At 68.6% G+C, this 17073-nt stretch carries 10 protein-coding genes; all 10 read right to left on the bottom strand.

What is annotated here, in order from left to right:
* Positions 1-275: 275 nt before the first annotated feature.
* The 10 genes from polA to glyQ all read right to left on the bottom strand — a co-directional run bounded on the left by polA (position 276) and on the right by glyQ (position 17072).
* Positions 276-3002, bottom strand: coding sequence for a DNA polymerase I (polA, locus tag BHS09_RS15310; RefSeq protein ID WP_140798237.1), 2727 nt, complete (start codon positions 3000-3002; stop codon positions 276-278).
* A gap of 45 nt (positions 3003-3047) precedes the next feature.
* The gene (locus BHS09_RS15305; RefSeq protein WP_140798236.1) at positions 3048-5270 is read right to left on the bottom strand and encodes an FHA domain-containing protein; all 2223 of its coding nucleotides are present in this window, start codon (positions 5268-5270) and stop codon (positions 3048-3050) included.
* 7 nt (positions 5271-5277) lie between these two features.
* The gene (locus BHS09_RS15300; protein ID WP_140790836.1) at positions 5278-7068 is read right to left on the bottom strand and encodes an ATPase, T2SS/T4P/T4SS family; all 1791 of its coding nucleotides are present in this window, start codon (positions 7066-7068) and stop codon (positions 5278-5280) included.
* A gap of 163 nt (positions 7069-7231) precedes the next feature.
* On the bottom strand, positions 7232-8680 hold the full coding sequence (locus tag BHS09_RS15295) for a type II and III secretion system protein family protein (protein WP_140790834.1): 1449 nt from the start codon (positions 8678-8680) through the stop codon (positions 7232-7234).
* A gap of 30 nt (positions 8681-8710) precedes the next feature.
* Positions 8711-9247, bottom strand: a complete 537-nt coding sequence (locus BHS09_RS15290) for an A24 family peptidase (protein WP_140798235.1) — start codon at positions 9245-9247, stop codon at positions 8711-8713.
* 110 nt (positions 9248-9357) lie between these two features.
* Positions 9358-10236: an FHA domain-containing protein gene (locus BHS09_RS15285; RefSeq protein WP_140798234.1), complete on the bottom strand. Its 879-nt coding sequence runs from the start codon at positions 10234-10236 to the stop codon at positions 9358-9360.
* 63 nt (positions 10237-10299) lie between these two features.
* Positions 10300-12366 carry a hypothetical protein gene (locus tag BHS09_RS15280; protein WP_237080368.1) on the bottom strand — a complete coding sequence of 689 codons (2067 nt, stop codon included), beginning with the start codon at positions 12364-12366 and terminating at the stop codon, positions 10300-10302.
* Positions 12363-13841 (bottom strand): YncE family protein, encoded by a 1479-nt coding sequence (locus tag BHS09_RS15275; RefSeq protein WP_237080367.1) that lies wholly within the window; start codon positions 13839-13841, stop codon positions 12363-12365. Before BHS09_RS15275 ends, BHS09_RS15280 begins: the two co-directional genes overlap by 4 nt.
* Before the next feature lie 137 nt (positions 13842-13978).
* Positions 13979-16090 (bottom strand): glycine--tRNA ligase subunit beta, encoded by a 2112-nt coding sequence (gene glyS / locus BHS09_RS15270; RefSeq protein ID WP_140790824.1) that lies wholly within the window; start codon positions 16088-16090, stop codon positions 13979-13981.
* Positions 16080-17072, bottom strand: a complete 993-nt coding sequence (gene glyQ / locus BHS09_RS15265; RefSeq protein WP_140790822.1) for a glycine--tRNA ligase subunit alpha — start codon at positions 17070-17072, stop codon at positions 16080-16082. The genes glyS and glyQ overlap by 11 nt, the downstream gene beginning before the upstream one ends.
* Position 17073: the final 1 nt, after the last annotated feature.

Here is a 17073-nt window from a genome sequence, read left to right as displayed (position 1 = left end):
CGGCGGGAGGGAGTGTGCCTGGGTGGGGGCCCATGGCGCGCTTTGTGGGAAGGCGCGCTCCCGCTGGGGAGTGGTGAGCGCGCACCGCGAGCCGCTGGCAAGACGCGTGGATGGGGGTCCACGCGACTCGCCGGTCGGACGGGTCGGCGCATTTGTCGCAGTGAGTGCAGCAGCGGCTGTGGGGGCCGCGGGTGGAGCATGCGGGAGGGGCGCCTACGGGGGTGGGCGCTCCTCCCGTGTTTTTTCGCCCCGCGCCGCGCCGCCCTGCCCGCGCGTCAGTGCGCGTCCGCCCAACTGCGCCCCGCGCCCACGTCCACCTTGAGCGGCACCTTCAGGTCGGCCACCGAGGACATGGCCTTCACCGCCAGCGCCTTCACCTGCTCCACTTCCGCGTCTGGCGCCTCGAAGAGGAGTTCGTCGTGGACCTGCAGCAGCATCCGTGTGCGCAGCTTCTGGGCCGTCAACGCCTCGTCCACCGCCAGCATGGCCTTCTTGATGAGGTCCGCGGCGGTGCCCTGGATGGGCATGTTGATGGCGGCGCGCTCGGCGGCCTGGGCCACGCCGCGGTTCTTGGAGTTCAGGTCCGCCATGTAGCGGCGGCGGCCGTAGAGCGTCTCCACGTAGCCCGTCTTGCGCGCCCTATCGACTGTCTCCTCCAGGTAGCGCCGGATGCCGGCGTAGCGCGTGAAGTAGCGCGCGATGATGTCGCGGGCCACGTCCTGGGCAATGCCCAGCCGCGCCGCCAGGCCGTGCGGTGACAGGCCGTAGGCGATGCCGAAGTTCACCATCTTCGCGACGCGGCGCTGCTCGCGGTCCACCTGCTCCTTGGCCACGCCGAACACCTCGGCCGCGGTGCGGGTGTGGATGTCCTCGTCATGGAGGAAGGCCTCGATGAGCACGGGGTCGTCCGCGATGTGCGCCAGCAGCCGCAGCTCCACCTGGCTGTAGTCCGCGCTCACCAGCTGGTGCCCTTCCGCGGCCACGAAGGCGCGGCGAATCTCCCGGCCCAGGTCGGTGCGGACGGGGATGTTCTGGAGGTTCGGGTCGGTGGAGGACAGGCGCCCGGTGGCGGTGGCCGCCTGGTGGTAGGTGGTGTGAATGCGCCCGTCGGCGGCCACCAGCGTAGGCAACGTGTCCAGGTAGGTGCTCTTCAGCTTGGACAGGCTGCGGTACTCGATGATGGCGCCCGGCAGCGGGTGCTCCTCGGACAGCTTCTCCAGCACCTCCTGGTCCGCGGACGGGCCCGTCTTGCCCCGCTTGATGATGGGCAGCTTCAGCTCCGTGAAGAGCACCTCCACCAGCTGCGGATTGGAGCCGATGTTGAACTCGCGGCCCGCGTGCCGGTAGACCTCCTTCACCTGCGCCTCGACGGCGGCGTCCACCTTCACCGAGGTGCGCGACAGCTCGGCGGTGTCCAGCAGCACGCCCCGGCGCTCCATCTGCGCCAGCAGCGGCAACAGCGGCAGCTCCATGTCGCGAGCCAGCGCCGCCAGCTTCGCCGCCTCCAGCTCCTTCCACAGCTCGGGCGCCAGCCGGCGCGCGGCCTCGGCGCGGATGGCGAAGTCGGTGGCCACCTCCTCCACCGTGTGGTCCGCCAGCGCGCGGTCCTTCTTCCCGCGCTTGCCCTCCGCGGCGGGAGGCAGGGGTGGAAGCTCCGTGTTCAGCCGCTCGCGCGACAGGTCCACCAGGGCGTGCTCGCGGCGGGACGGGTTGAGCAGGTAGCTGAGCAGCTCCACGTCGTCGTGCGCGCCGTGAAGGGTGATGCCGTCGTTGGCCAGCACCAGGCTGAGCGCCTTGAGGTCATGCCCGCCCTTCTTCACCGCCGCGTCCTCCAGCACCTCGCGGAAGGCCGCGGTGAAGGCCTCCGGCCGCACCTGGGTGACGCCGAGCTGCGCGTGCCGCAGCGGCACATACGCCGTCTGCCCGTCCGGCAGCGCCGCGCCCAGGCCCACCAGCTTCGCGCCGAAAGGCGAGCCCTCGTAGGCGGGAATCAGGGTGACGGCGCCCGCCTCGCGCACGGCGCCAGCCAGCTGGGCGAGTTCCGCGTCCGCGCCCACCAGCCGCGGCGTCACCGCCAGCGGCGCGGGCTTCTCCTTCACCTCCTCGGGCGCCCCGGCGACACCGTCCTGCTGGGGCAGTTCCTTGAGGAGGGCGAAGAACTCCAGCTCGGTGAACAGCTCGCGCGAGCGCTGCGCGTCCACCGGCCGGCGGGCCAGGTCCGCCATGCGCACGTCCAGCGACAGGTCCGTCTTGAAGGTGACGAGCACCTTGGCGCGCAGGAGGCTCTCGCGGTGCGAGGCGATGTTCTCCCGGATCTTCGGCTTCTTCACCTCATCCAGGCGCGAGAGCAGCGTCTCCACGTCACCGAACTGCTGGATGAGCTCGGTGGCCGTCTTCGGGCCGATGCCCGGCACCTTGGGGACGTTGTCCACCGCGTCGCCAATGAGGGCCAGATAGTCCCGCATCTGCCCTGGCTCGATGCCCAGCCGCACCTTCACGTCCGCGGGCAGCGTGTGCACGTCCTTCATCGGGTCGTACAGGCGCACGTCGTCGTCGACAATCTGCACGAAGTCCTTGTCGCCGGTGACGACCTGGACGCAGAAGCCCTCCTGCTTCGCCTTCACGGCCAGCGTGCCGATGACGTCGTCGGCTTCCCAGCCGGCCACCTCCAGCACGGGCACGTTGATGGCTTCCACCACGCGGCGGATGAGGGCGAACTGGGGAACCAGGTCCTCCGGGGGCCCCTCGCGGTTCGCCTTGTACGTTGGATCAATCTTCTGGCGCTCGGTGCGGCTCTCCTTGTCGAAGGCGAGCGCCACGTGGGTGGGCTTCAGCTCACGCAGGGCCTTGAGCACCATGCGCGTGAAGCCCAGCACGGCGTTGGTCTGCACACCCTTGCTCGTCGTGAGCGGAGGGATGGCGTGGTAGGCGCGGAAGATGAAGCCGGACGCGTCGATGAGGACCAGGGTGGGCGCTGAGCGCGAAGGGCTGGTGTCGACCATGCCCCCGTGCCTAGCGCGCCCGCCCGGCCCTGTCCACGACGCGTGCTACTTGCAGCCCAGCTCCCCCTGCTTCGCGACGACCATCTCCTCTACACCATCGCCCTTGACGGCGTAGTCCAGCGCCACCGCCATGTCGCCGCAGCTCGACGCCGCGCGGAAGGCCTCCAGGGCCCGCGAGGAGCAGAAGGCCGCCGCCTTGTTCAGGTTCGGATTGCCCGCGTAGAAGCTGAAGCCCAGCTTCCACACGCGGCAGGCGCGGCGGCGGTCCTCTCGGTCGGCCCAGTGCTTGCCGCGCTGGTACGACTTCTCCGCGATGTCCTGGAGGATGTTGCGCCGGTAGAAGGACGGCTTGGACTCGGCCAGCTCCAGCATCACCGCCTTGTCCGTGGCCAGCGCCTCGCGGAAGGGCTCCGCGGCCTTCTCCGGATCCTCGGCGGCCAGGTAGCTCTGGCCCACCTTGAAGAGCTGATCCACGGTGGACATGATCTTCATCAGCTCGTCCGCCTGGGCGTGGTACTGCGCGGCCTCGTAGTTGGCGCGCAGCTTCTGCATGGTGGCCAACGCCTCGCTGCCACGGCCACCCCAGTAGTCCAGGAGCGCGGCCTGCATCAGCTTGTTGGGGAAGCGCTTCTTCGCCGCCTCCATGACGAACGTGCGCGGGTCCACGGCCCGCTCGTCACCGGCCAGCACCTCCGCCACCGGACACTCCCAGGGCGCCGCGTTGGCGTCCATCTTCTGCCGCGCGATGAGGAACTTCACGAACATCGGATCCTTCGGCCGCCACTCGTCGCGGCGCAGGCGGCCCTCCAGCTTCAGCGTGAAGCCCAGGGGCGGCTGCAGGTCCTCGCGCGGCTTCGACTGGCACCACACCGCCATGAACACCTCGCAGCGTGACACGGCGGCGCTCCACTGCGAGTCGCGCAGGTACAGCTTGCAGTCCTCCTGTGCGCGCTTCGTCACCGCCTCGGCGGCCTCGCGCGCCTTGGCGCGGGCACGGCGGAAGTACTCACTCTCCTTCTGGATCTTCCGGAACGACTCCAGGGCCTCTTCCGGCTTGAGGCGCTGCAGGAGCCGCTCGCCCTGCGAGTAGTACTCGAAGGACTCCTTCTCCAGCTTGATGCGCCGGATGAGCGTGTTCGCCTCCGGGTGGATGGGGTCCAGGTCCAACGCCAGGGTGCAGACCTCGTGGGCCTTCTCCCAGTTGGGGGCGCCCAGCTCGCTGGATGCGTACGAGCGGCACTCGCTCAGCAGCTCCTGGATCTTCTGCGTCGGATCCATCTGCGCGGCCGCTCCCGACCCCTGAACGTCCACCGGCGTGGGGTTCAGGATGGAGGACACCATGCCCACCATCAGCAGCACGCCCACCAGCCCGGCCGCCACCATGATGAGCTTCTTGCGCTTGGCGGCGGGATCCTCGTCCACAGCCCCACGCCCCGCGCCCCGGCGCACGGGCGCCGCGGACGGTTCGGGCTCGAAGGTCATCTCCACCACGCCGAACTGGAGCTGATCCCCCGGCTCGAGCGGGACCGGCGTCTGTTCCAACGGCTCGCCGTTGAGCAGCGTCCCGTTGGCGCTGCCCAGGTCCCGCACCGTCACGCCCGAGCTGGTCGCTTCCAGCTCCGCGTGGCGACGGCTCACCGAGTCGTCATCCAGCATGATGCCGGCGGGCGGCTGCCGCCCCACGAGCACCTTGCCCTTGAGCGGATACGTCTGGCCGGCCCAGGGACCGACCATGCCGCGAAGCACCGGGCCACCCGCCGGCGCCGGACGTGCGCCGGCTCCGGGGGCGGGACGTGCCGGCCGCGCGGGCCGCTTCGCCAGCGCCGCGCCGGGCTCGCTCTTCGCCGCGCCCGGCCCCTTCTTGATGCTGGGCATGGCCCGGGTGGCGCGTGCACCGCCGCCCTCACCGCCCACCGGCATGGGCTCATCGCCCCCCGCCGCGGGCCTGGCCGCCGCGCGCCGGGCCCCAGAGCCCCGCGCCGCGGCCGCCTTGAGACGCAGCACGTAGTCCCCGAGGAGGACCTCCGACTGCGGCGTCAGGGCCGTGGGTTCCATGATGCGCTGGCCGTCGACGAACGTGCCGTTGGCGCTGCCCACGTCCTCGATGAAGACGGTGCCGCCTTCGTCGAAGACGCGCGCATGCGTACGCGACACGCCCCCTTCGGTGATGAGGATGTCACTGCCCTGCTGGCGGCCAATCTTCAGCTCGCCCGTGATGGCGAATTCGTTCTCAGTGCCGTCAGGGTGACGGACGACCAGGGTGGCCATGGGCGCGTCAGTCCTCGCGGAAGATGCTCATGTTGACGGGGATGCCCTTACGCTGCAGCTCGTCGTAGAACTTCGGCACGAAGCCGGAGGCGACGTAGCGGCCACGGACCTTGTGGTCCTCCGTGAAGCCATCCTGTTTGAAATAGAAGATGTCCTGGAGGGTCACGATGTCGACCTCCATGCCGGACACCTCGGTGATGTAGCAGATCTTCCGCGTGCCGTCGGAGAAGCGCGTCTGCTGCACGATCATGTGCACCGCGCTGGCGATCTGCTCACGGATGGCCTTCACCGGCAGGTCCATGCCGGACATGAGCACCATCGTCTCCAAGCGGGCGATGGCGTCTCGCGGCGTATTCGCATGGAGCGTGGTGAGCGAACCGTCGTGGCCGGTGTTCATGGCCTGGAGCATGTCCAGCGTCTCACCGGAGCGGCACTCACCCACGACGATGCGGTCGGGCCGCATGCGCAGGCAGTTCTTCACCAGCTCGCGGATGGTGATGGCGCCCTTGCCTTCCAGGTTGGGCGGCCGGCTCTCCAGTTGCACCCAGTGGTCCTGCGGCAGCTGCAGCTCGGCGGCGTCCTCCACGGTGATGATGCGCTCACCCTCCGGGATGAAGGAGCTGATGATGTTCAGCGTCGTCGTCTTCCCGGAACCGGTGCCGCCGGAGATGACGATGTTGCGCCGGGCCTTGACGCACATCTCCAGGAACTCGGCCATCTGCGCCGTGACGGTCTTGTACTTGATGAGGTCCGCGATCTTCAGCGAGTCCTTCTTGAACTTGCGGATGGTGATGCAGGGCCCCTTCAGCGCCAGCGGAGGGATGATGGCGTTGACGCGGCTGCCGTCCTTGAGGCGCGCGTCCACCAGCGGGCTGGACTCGTCGATGCGGCGGCCGATGGGCGCCACGATGCGCTCGATGACGCCGAGCACCGCCTGGTTGGAGGAGAACGTCTTCTCCGACAGGGTCAGCTTGCCCTTGCGCTCGATGTAGATCTGGTTGGCGTGGTTCACCATGATCTCGCTGATGTCATCCGACGCGAGGAACGCCTCGAGGGGCCCGAGCCCCAGCGCCTCGTTGATGACGTCAGTGAGCAGCTCCTCGCGGTCCACGTCCTCCGGAAGCTCTCCGTCCGCTTCCATCTGGTCGATGATGTCGCGGATGGCCTTCTCGGTGCGGCGCCACAGCTCATCGTCGCCGAGCCGGTCCATGTCCATGCGGCGCAGATCGAGGTACTCGATGAGCCGGTCATGGATTTCCTTCTGGAGCCGGGTGTAGCGCTCCTGACGCGGATCCACCTTGCGCTTGTTCTTCGCCAGGGCGGACGCCAGCGACGCCGGCATGCCCTTGGGTGCGGGCGCGGGAGGCGGCGCTTCTTCTTCTTCCTCCTCCTCGTAGGGCTCGTCTTCTTCGTAAGCCCCTTCCTCGTCCTCGTAGGGCTCCTCGCCCTGCTCGTCGTCGTACTCCTCTTCGGGCTGACCCGCGCGGGTCATCACCGGGCCCTCGTCCTCGAGCGCCTCGACGTTGAGAATGTAGTCGCCGATGTAGACCTGGTCGGTCGGCTTGAGAACCTGGGGCGCGGCAATCTTCTTGCCGTTCACGAACGTGCCATTCGTGGACTTCATGTCCACGATGATGAACTTCCCGTCCTTGGCAACGATTCGCGAGTGGTACTTGGAGACGTTGCCCTTCGCGAGGATGATGTCATTGCCCGGCAGACGGCCGATGGTGACTTCATTCTTGTGATACTCGCGCTGCTCGGTCCCGCCGCCCTTTTCCGCGAGGGTGATGAGAAACATGGGGACGGATGCTAGCAAGCCCCCCTTCGTCCTCAAAGCGTGAGAACCGGGTTGCATGCTTGCCCGCAAGGCGACGGGCCGGCAACCGCCCCCGAAAGGGAAGAAGCCGGCCCGTGCCGTGGGCCCCAAAGGCCCGTCTCAGGCGGCGCCCGGGGCGCCCGCCTCAGTCGAAGATGTTGAAGTTCACCTCGGACCGGGCCTGCTTGTAGCGGCTCTTCACGTCCTCGATGATGGTGCGGACCTTGTCCGAGTCCGGGTTGACGATGCGCGGGGTGACGAAGATGACCAGCTCGCGCTTGGTGGAGTCGAAACCGCGGCTCTTGAAGAGCTCACCGATAATCGGGATGTGACCCAGGCCGGGGAGCTTCGACACGGACTTCTGCTCGTCGTGGCTGAACACGCCGGACAGGACGATGGTCTCACCATGGCGCACGGTGACGTTCGTCTTCACCTTGCGGGTCCGGAAGCCAGGGATGGAGGACGAACCACCGAAGGACACCGCCACGGAGGTGTCGATTTCGGAGGCCTCCGCCTCGATCTCCGTCTGGATGTTGCCGTTGCGGTCCGCGGTGGGGCGCAGGTTCAGGATGACGCCGTACTTCTTGAACTCCACCGTGAACTGGTTGTTCGTGATGAGCGGGATGGGAACCTCGCCACCGGCGAGGAACTCCGCCTTCTCACCGCTGGCGCACACCAGCTTGGGCTGCGCGAGCAGGCGGCCGTAACCGTCGTTGCCCTGGAAGCCGAAGGAGAAGTCCGCGCCCGCGTTGAGGGTGAGCGTGGACACGCCCGAGCCGAAGGTGCCCGGGAAGAGCTCCTGGGAGATGCTGGCGATGGCCGTCGCGGTACCGGTGATGTCCGTCGGGTAGCGGATGCCGTAGCGGTCACGGCTGTTGCGGCGGATTTCGACGAACTGGACCTCGGAGAGGATCATCCGCTTGATGCCGACGACGAGGAGGTTCTCCACCTTCTCACCGATGGCCTTGGTGATGAGCTCCGCCTTCTGGAGGTCCTGCTGGCTCTCCACGGAGCCCTCCAGGAAGATGGTGGCGCCCACCACGTTGGCCTGGACGTTCTTCAGGCCCGCCTTCTGGAAGGCCGCGTTGAGGTTCTGGGCCACCAGCTTCTTGGCGTTGGGGGCAATCTTCACGAACGACTTCACGTTCGGGTAGAGGCCCACCACCTGCTCGATGCGGTCGGCGTCCTGCGTGGTGTAGGCCTGACCGTCCAGGTAGATGCGATCACCCACCATGCGGACGGAGACGCCTTCAATCTCACCCAGCAGGCGCTTGATTTCGGAGATGACCTCGTTGGGGTCCTGCTTGCGCACCGCCACCAGGTAGCTGACGCGCTGGCCCGAGGACTTCCAGACGAGCAGCGTCGTCTTGCCTTCAGCCTGACCAGTGATGAGCAGCTGGCCGGAGCCGAGCGTCTTCACCTCGGCGACGCTCGGATCACCGAGCGCCACGCGGCTGAGGCCAGGGATGGTGATCACCTTCTGGGAACCCACGCCGAGGCTGACGGTGGTGCCATCCTGCGCCAGGGCGCTGCCGCCCGCCACCAGTGCGATGAGGGCGCCTAGCGCCGCGGCATGCGTGATGCGTGTGAACATCGTCCGTGTCCCCTCTTCCAGAAGTCCGAGCTAACCCAACGTTCCGTGCTGCCACCACAGCGCCCAGACGGTGCCGAGCGCGATGGCCACTCCATAGGGAATGTGGCGCTGGGGCGCCGGCTGCGCGTCCGCGCTGGCCAAACGCACCCGCACCGCCCACCGGCGCACCACTGCCGCCAGCGTGTCCCAAACCGCGCCTTGCCAGAGCAGTGTCACCACCGCTTGAAGCGCGCCCACCAGTGAGATGAAGGCCGCGGCCGCGAGCACCGCCGGGAAGCCCAGCACGGCTCCGACCCCGCCCATCAACTTCACGTCGCCCCACCCCATCCGCCCGCGAAGCGCCGCTGGCAGCAGCATCAACGCGAGCCCTACCCCCGATACCACACCACTGATGAGCCCATGCTCCAGGTCCCCCACCCCTTCGGTGGCCAAGCGCACGCCCAGGCCCACCGCCATCAGCGGGTAGGTGACCGCGTCGAGGATCTCGCGGCGAAGCACATCCGTCACCACGGAGATCACGAGGGCCACTCCAAGAACCGTCCACAACGCGATTTGAACAGGCGTCATCAGCGCCTGTCCTCTTCGTGGCAGGCGTCCGGTATCAAACCAGGGACGCCTGGAGCCCGTCAATTGGCGAACAACCAGAAGCCCCGCGGGACGGGGCCTGGGTCACCTCATTATCGGACCAAGAGACGGATTTTCTCGCTGCAGATGAAATACTCGTCCCCGTCTTCAATCTTGCGGCGCTTGATGCGCTGCTTGTTGAACCAGGTGCCGTTGGACGAGCCCAGGTCTTCGATGATCCAGTCGTCGCCCTCGTGGACGATGACAGCGTGCTCACGGGAGACCTTGCCGGAATTGATGACGAAGTCGCAGTGCTTGCCACGGCCGATGACGAAGCGCTCCTTGACGATCTGCTCCTGATCACCGGACTCGGTCACCAGGTACAGCGCGCCGGACTCCTCCTCCTCCTCGGCGAGGTCGTCGGCGGGCTCTTCCTCGACATCATCGGGGGGCGGCTCCTCGTCCATGAGGCCCGGATCCTCGGCCTCGGGCAGCGGCTCCTCGTCCTCCTCCACCATGTCGTCGGCGGGCGGGGGCGGCTCGCTGTTCTTGCCCTTGATGAGGCGCTCCAGCTCCGCGGCGGTCTCCAGGACGCGCTCGGCCACCTCGCGGCGCACCGGGTCATTGTCCAGGCCATTGGCGGAGGCCCGCTCTTCCGGCGTGGCGCGCACGGGAGGACGCGCGGGCGCGGGCGTGGGCTCCGGACGGGGCGCGGGCGCCAGCACCGGAGGCGCGGACGGACGCGGCGGCGCGGCGGCTGCGGCCTGAACGGGCTTCACCGGCGCAGCGGCGGCTGCGGCCACGGGTGCCACGGCGGCCTCGGAGCGGGACTTCACCTCGAGGAAGCCGTTCAGGCGCGCGAACATGAAGAGCGCCTGGTTGATCAGGGCATCGCGATCCGAGCCCATCTGCTGGGCCATGTCTTCGAACGCCTCCCACAGGTGGTCGGCGATGCCAACCTTGCGGGCAGGACGGGAGTTCTGATCGATCATCGGTCTTGACTCGCGTGAACCAGGAAGCCCCGGACGATAGCAGAGGCCTCCACTCCCGCCCAGTTACTCGAAGGGAACCAGTGCCAATGACTGTGCCCGGTTGTCGGTGAGCCCCTCGAAGCCGACCTGGAGGATGCCATCCGCCGAGGGGTAGGCGATGTAAGCCATCTTCGCGCTGCGGTCCTGGGCGGCCACCACAGGCCCTGGCAGCGTGTAGAAGGCCAGCCCCGTCCCCGCCGTGGAGTCCGGGGTGAAGATGTAGTTGCGGATGCCGGAAATCACTGTCACCGCGTAGCGGTCTCCCCGACGCACCTCGCGGCCCACGGCCGCCACCCGGATGCGCAGCGGCGGCGGCGGCTGGGGGAACTTGGACAGGTTCGGCACTGGCGGCGTTTGAGGGTTGGAGTCGTCGTCGAAGTAGAAGGTGTCGGCGTGGAAGAAGTACTCCGTGGGGATGCTGTAGCTCGAAGCCCCCGTCACATCGCGGGACAGGAAGGTGCCCGCCTCGTTGAAGAGGACGAAGGGCTGGTCTCCACCCACACGGACGGTGAAACGCGTCAGGCTGGCACAGTCCGTCGGAATCTCCTGCGAGTCCGCGATGGCGAAGCGCACCCGGGTGGTCCCCGCAACGGGCTCCACCGACGCGATGGGCAGGTCGACGGCGCACAGGACATCCGGGCCCTCCAGGACGATGATGTCCCCGGCCCGCGCCGAAGCGGCCGCACTGGCCTCGGCCTCGAAGAGCCGCGGGGTGGAGAGGTCCCGAGGCAGGCCGCTCAGCCCAGGCAACGCGCCCTGGTAGATGATCCGGTAGAAGCCGTTCGGAACGGAGCCCTCGTAGAGCACCGTCGACTGGAGCGTCTGGTCCTGGGTCACCGTCACCAGGTCCGCCGTCTCGATGACGACCGGCTGCTCGTTGCTGTCCAGCAGCGCCACCGAGGAGCGTGCGCTCGCCCCCGACAGGTCGAACTGGCGCAGGTCGCTCGCGGAGAACAACGAGATGTAGCCGTTGGAGGACGGCATGACGCCCAGGAGCGGCACCGTGAGGGGGGGCGTCGAGCCATCGTCGAGCACGATGCGAAGCGGCGCGTCCGGAACCAGGGCCAGTCCCGTCGGCAAGCCGCCCGCGGGGAAGATGGGCAGCATCGGCGCACCGCTGAGGTCCCGCGCCGTCTGCCCGGGGGGGGATGACTCGGTGTCCACCGCGAGCACTCCGGAACACTCGCGCGCGGCGGAGCAAGAGGCCTCGTCACGGATGCCGAAGATGTAGCGGCCCGCGTTGATGGCCTCGACGTTGGGGATGACGATCCGGGGGTGGCTCACCAGGAGCCGCACCGGCACGTTGCCGAAGCCCTCGGACAAATCATGGGTGGGCGCGGAAGGCTGAAGGCAGTCCGCGACCGGCCCCAAATCGGTGACGAGCAGCGTGCGGCCCGACCGGCCCGACGCCTGCCGCGTGGCCACCGCGAACTGGCCCTGGCCGGCCAGCATCGTCATGGCCAGGATGGACTCACCGGGCTGGAGACAGAACACCGTCACCGGTTCAGGAATCGCCGCGGGCTCCGCGGCCTGCAGTGCGTCTGGCCCCGGGAGTTCCTGCCGCATCACCCGGGCACCGCCGGTGTCCGCGCTGAAGATGCCGTCGGGATCCTGGATGGCGTAGTACAGCGTGCTGGGTCCGCCACTGCCCTCGGCGGGCGAGCGCGCCGCGAAGGCCGTGACGATGCTCGCCGCCTGGAGCCGGGCGACCTGCCGGAGCTGGTCGCGCGCCGACGCCACCACCGAAACCTCCGACGAACCCGAGCTGCGCGCGTAGATGTACGGCCCCGGGACGTCGTTACCTTCCGCGTTGTACGCCACGTCGCGCGTGAGCGCGTCCGGCCGGTCCAGCACGGGGATGGACAGCGCCTCCAGTGGGTTGGGCGCGGGCACGAAGGTGCGGGGGTTCGACGCCAGGTCGAGCACGCGCAATTCGTCCCGGTCCGACGACGTGACGAAGACGAAGTTGTTGGCCAGCGTCACGTCGAAGGTGCCGGACAGGCCAGCGAAGCCCGTCGTCACGTCAGTCGAGGAGCAACTGCCGGTCAGGCCGGCGCTCACGAGGAGCAGAGCAAGGGTACCGCGCTTCACGGGGAGGTCTCCTGGCACAGGCTGGTGCCCTGGCGCGGGTCTCTTCCCTGCCGGGCGCCGAGCCGCGCCACCAACCGGGCGTTCTGCGGCCGGTCGAGGTCGGGAATGTCGATGATGGCCACGCGGCCGTCACCAAAGGTGCTGGTGAAGATGCGAGCGCTGTTGCCGCGGACGTCCGCGGCCAGGCCAAAGGGCTGGCTGGGCTGGTTCGGGTCGTTGTCGCCCACCTGCACCTGGGCGACGAGCTGCCCTACTTCTTCGTCGAAGATGGCCACGGCTTCGTCGCCGCTGCCCGTCACCGCCACCAGGTTGCCGCGGCCAGGGCCGCGAGGAATGACTTCCAGTTCGCTGGCGCCCGCGGGCACCGGCAGCGCCGACACGATGCGCACGCTGGGGGTCGTCCCCGCGTCGGGCGCCGTGCCCGCCGCGTTCAGGACGTCCAGGATGAGCAACGTGTCCGGACCGCGCGCCAGCAGGTAGACGCGCTCGTCCACGATGGTGAGCTCGGGCGATGCCGGGTCGGGCACGCGCGTGGCCGACGGGACCACCGCCACGCCGCGCGCCTCACGCACCGAGTACGACAGCTCCAGGTCGGTCTCCAGCACGCGGCCCGCGACGGTCCGGTCCACCAGCCGCAGGATGAAGCGCGCCGGCAGCGCCCCCAACTGCGTGGAGGAAGAGTTGCGCCCCGAGGCGTACACATACCGGCTGCCAATGGCCGTCGCGTGCGCGACGCCGGAGAGCCGGTCATTGGTCCCCAGCGTCACGAACTCGCTGGTGTTCAGCGCGTCGCGCGTGGGGTTCGCCGCGGGGAGGTGAAGCACGTAGCCCGCCAGGTCCGCTTCGGTGAAGGTCGTCGGCGGCCCGGCCAGTTCCGTGTGCGTCACCCAGACGCGAGCGTCCTCGCCGTTGCCGGCGACGCTGACACCCAGCGGCCCCGGAGCCGAAGGCAATCCGTTGGAGGCGCCTGGGACATCCAGCAGCGACAGCGCGTTGACGCGGCAGTCGCGCGCGCCGCCCTGCACGCAGCTCAGGCTGAGGCCGTCATCGCCCACGTCGATGGCGTGAAGCAGACTGCCCTCCGCCCGCGACGGGACGAACAGCCGCGGCGGCCGCCCCGGAGGGCTCCACATGGCCATCTCCCCGGCGAAGCTTTGAATCTGCACGTAGGACTGGGCGCCGATGCCAAGCGACGTGACGTCGTTGGGCAGCGACTCCCCCGGGTCGAAGTCCGTGCCGAAGGGCCGCACCCCCACGGCGTCCAAATCCAGCGCGACGACTGAACCCGAGTCGTAGCACTTGTCGAAGTTGGCGCTCGCCACGTAGAGGTATCCGTTGGTGGACGGACCCGCTTCGGGGCGCCAGAAGGCAAGACCGCTCGGGTACACGAGCCGGGTGGACGGAGGGGGCTTGCTCTCGGTGCCGACGTTGCAGGACACGAGGAGCAGCGCGGAGGTAAGAAGGTAGGCGCGCATCAGAGGGGGGCGGAGTGTAGGAAGGGGTCTCCCCCCGGGCAACCGGAAACGCGGCGCGCCATTCCCATGCGCCTTGCGCCCGACGCAGCCGTGCCCCCCGGGGTGCTTCATCCCCCGGAGGGCAGGCAGGCCACGCATCAGGCCGCGGCGGCCGTTTCAGCCTGGATCTTCGAGAAGTCGGCCACCTGGTTGAACAGGGCGCCAATCTCCACGAGCAGGCGGATGCGGTTTTCCCTCAGGGCCTTGTCCTCGGCCATGACCATCACCTTGTCGAAGAAGGTGTCCACGGCGGGCTTCAGGCCCGTGATTTCCCGGAGAGCACCGGAGAAGTCATCCGCGCGCACCAACCCCGACACCGTGCTCCGGGCCTGGGTGAAGGCGGTGTGGAGGTTCCGCTCCGGCTCGTCCACCAGCTTCTGGGGGTTGGTCTCCCCCCCCTGCACGTCGCGGCCCTGCTTCTCCACGATGTTGACCACGCGCTTGAAGGCCACGGCCAGGGGCTGGAAGTCCGCCCGGCCCACGATGTGGCTCAGGGCCTCCAGGCGCTTCTGCGCGGCCACCAGGTCGTCGAAGCCGGCGGACAGCACCGCCTCCACGACGTCCGTGCGGTGCTGCTCACCCCACAGCGCCTTGAGGCGGCCGCGGAAGAACTCCAGCACCTGCTCACGCGGCGCGGGCTCGCCGGCCTTGCGCTTGGCGTTGGCAATCTTCGGAGCCAGCAACCGGAGCGACTCGTCCACCGCGGCCGACAGGCTGAAGCGGTAGCCCCGCCCCAGCACCAGCCGGATGATGGCGATGCACGCGCGGCGCAGGGCGAACGGGTCCGCCGCGCCCGTGGGCGCCTTGCCGATGGCAAAGATACCGCACAGCGAGTCCAGCCTGTCCGCGATGCCGATGAGCGCGCCCGCGTCCTGAGTGGGCAGCGCGTCCTCGGCGCCGCGCGGCAGGTAGTGCTCCGCGATGGCCAGGGCCACGGCGTTCGTCTCACCACCCGCGCGGGCGTACTCGCGGCCCATGACGCCCTGGAGTTCTGGGAACTCGCCCACCATGCCGGTGACGAGGTCCGCCTTGGCCAGGGTTGCGGCGCGCTCGATGGTGGCCGCCTCCCCTGCCCGCCCCGTCTGCTGGCCCAGCCACACCGCCAGCGTGCGGAAGCGCTCCACCTTCTCCAGGTAGCTCCCCAGCTGCCCCTGCCACACCACGCGGCCCAGCTTCTCCACGCGGTCGATGAGCGGCGTCTTCCGGTCCTCGTCGAAGAAGAAGCGGCCGTCCGCCAGTCGCGCGCGCAGCACGCGCTGGTAGCCGCGCAGGCTGAGCTGCTCGTCGCGCACCGGCGTGTTGGACACGGCGATGAACTTCGGCTGCAGCTTGCCCGCGCTGTCCACCAGCGAGAAGTAGCGCTGGTGGCTCTTCATCTCCTGCACCAGCACCTCCGGAGGCAGGTCCAGGTGGCGCTCCTCGAAGGTGCCCACCACCGGGCTGGGCAGCTCGACCAGGTTCGTCACCTGGTCCACCAGCGACTCGTCCTCCAGCAGCTGGGCGCCGGCCTTGCTCGCAGCCACCTTCACCTTCTCCACCAGCTGCGCGCGGCGCTTCGTGATGTCCGCCACCACGTGCGCCTTCTCCAGCGCAGCCTCATAGTCCGCCGGAGCCTTCAGCTCGATGGCGTCGGGCGACAGGAAGCGGTGCCCCCGCGTGGTCCGGCCGCTCGTCACGTCACCGAACACCACGGGCAGCACGTCGCTTCCCAGCAGCGCCACCAGCCACTGCACCGGGCGCGCGAAGGACGTGTCCACGTCACCCCAGCGCATGGACTTGCGGAAGTTGATGCCGTGCACCGCCGCGTGCAGCGTGTCCTTCAGGATGTCCGCCGCCGGGCGGCCCTTCTCCTCCACACGCGCGGAGAGGTACTCGCCCTTGGCGGTGGTGGCGCGGCCCAGCTGGTCCACCGTGAGCTTGAGGCTCTCGGCGAACTTCTCCGCCGCCTTGGTGGGCTTGCCCTGCGCGTCGAAGGCCGCCTTGGCGCTGGGGCCCAGGACCTCCTTGGTGATGTCCTCGCCCGCGTCCGCCACGTCCCTCACCCACACCGCGAGCCGCCTCGGCGTGCCGAAGGTCCGCACCTCGCCATGCTTCAGGCGGGCGTCCGCCATGCGCTCGGTGATGATGCGCTTCAGGTCGTCCAGCGCGGGGCCGATGAACGACGCCGGAATCTCTTCCGCGCCCACTTCCAGGAGCAGGTCACGCGCCATGGGCCACCTCCGCCTTCTGCTTCTTCTCCACGGGCTTGTTGAGGACGACCGTCTTCCAGTAGTCGCTGGCCGGCTTGCCCTCCAGCACCGGGAGCTGCTCACCCACCGTCCACGGCGACTTGAGCAGCGGGTAGCCCAGCCGCTCACGCATCTGGAGGTAGCCCTCCGCGCACAGCCTGGCGTTGTCGCGCACGCGCTTGATGAAGTTGGCGCGCTCCGTGACGGAGATGGCGCCGCGCGCGTCCAGCAGGTTGAACGCGTGCGAGCACTTCAGCGCGAAGTCGTACGCGGGCAGCGGCAACTGGCGCTCGATGAGGCGCTTGCACTCCTTCTCGTACGCGTCGAAGAGCGCGAAGAGCATCTGCGCGTCCGACTCCTGGAGCGCGTACTTGCTCATCTCCACCTCGTTGGGGTGGAACACCTCGCGGTACTTCACGCCCTTGACCCATTCGATGTCGAAGACGTTCTCCACGTTCTGCAGGTACATGCAGATGCGCTCCAACCCGTAGGTGAGCTCCGCGGAGACGGGCTTGCAGTCGAAGCCGCCGCACTGCTGGAAGTAGGTGAACTGCGTCACCTCCATTCCGTCACACCACACTTCCCAGCCCAGACCCCAGGCGCCGAGCGTGGGCGACTCCCAGTCGTCCTCGACGAACCGGATGTCGTGCTCCAACGGGTCGATGCCAATCTTCCGCAGCGACTCCAGGTACAGCTCCTGGACGTTCTTCGGCGCCGGCTTGAGGATGACCTGGAACTGGTGGTGCTGGAACAGGCGGTTGGGATTCTCTCCGAACCGGCCGTCCGCGGGACGCCGCGAGGGCTGCACATACGCCACGTTCCAGGGTTCCGGGCCCAGGGCACGCAGGAAGGTGTACGGGGCCATCGTGCCCGCGCCGACCTCGACATCGTAGGGCTGCGTGTTGATGCACCCCTGGTCGGCCCAGTGCTTCTGGAGCGTGAAGATAAGGTCCTGAAAATACATA

It is taken from the genome of Myxococcus xanthus (assembly GCF_006402735.1).
Lineage (GTDB): Bacteria > Myxococcota > Myxococcia > Myxococcales > Myxococcaceae > Myxococcus > Myxococcus xanthus_A.
Note: the sequence above shows the minus strand (reverse complement) of the source record. Positions and strands in the feature narration are given on the sequence as shown.

What these genes read in the sequence shown, in the direction of transcription:
- polA (WP_140798237.1), bottom strand. Translation starts at nt 3,002, where the DNA reads ATGGTCGACACCAGCCCTTCGCGCTCAGCGCCCACCCTGGTCCTCATC.
- BHS09_RS15305 (WP_140798236.1), bottom strand. Translation starts at nt 5,270, where the DNA reads ATGGCCACCCTGGTCGTCCGTCACCCTGACGGCACTGAGAACGAATTC.
- BHS09_RS15300 (WP_140790836.1), bottom strand. Translation starts at nt 7,068, where the DNA reads ATGTTTCTCATCACCCTCGCGGAAAAGGGCGGCGGGACCGAGCAGCGC.
- BHS09_RS15295 (WP_140790834.1), bottom strand. Translation starts at nt 8,680, where the DNA reads ATGTTCACACGCATCACGCATGCCGCGGCGCTAGGCGCCCTCATCGCA.
- BHS09_RS15290 (WP_140798235.1), bottom strand. Translation starts at nt 9,247, where the DNA reads ATGACGCCTGTTCAAATCGCGTTGTGGACGGTTCTTGGAGTGGCCCTC.
- BHS09_RS15285 (WP_140798234.1), bottom strand. Translation starts at nt 10,236, where the DNA reads ATGATCGATCAGAACTCCCGTCCTGCCCGCAAGGTTGGCATCGCCGAC.
- BHS09_RS15275 (WP_237080367.1), bottom strand. Translation starts at nt 13,841, where the DNA reads ATGCGCGCCTACCTTCTTACCTCCGCGCTGCTCCTCGTGTCCTGCAAC.
- glyS (WP_140790824.1), bottom strand. Translation starts at nt 16,090, where the DNA reads ATGGCGCGTGACCTGCTCCTGGAAGTGGGCGCGGAAGAGATTCCGGCG.
- glyQ (WP_140790822.1), bottom strand. Translation starts at nt 17,072, where the DNA reads ATGTATTTTCAGGACCTTATCTTCACGCTCCAGAAGCACTGGGCCGAC.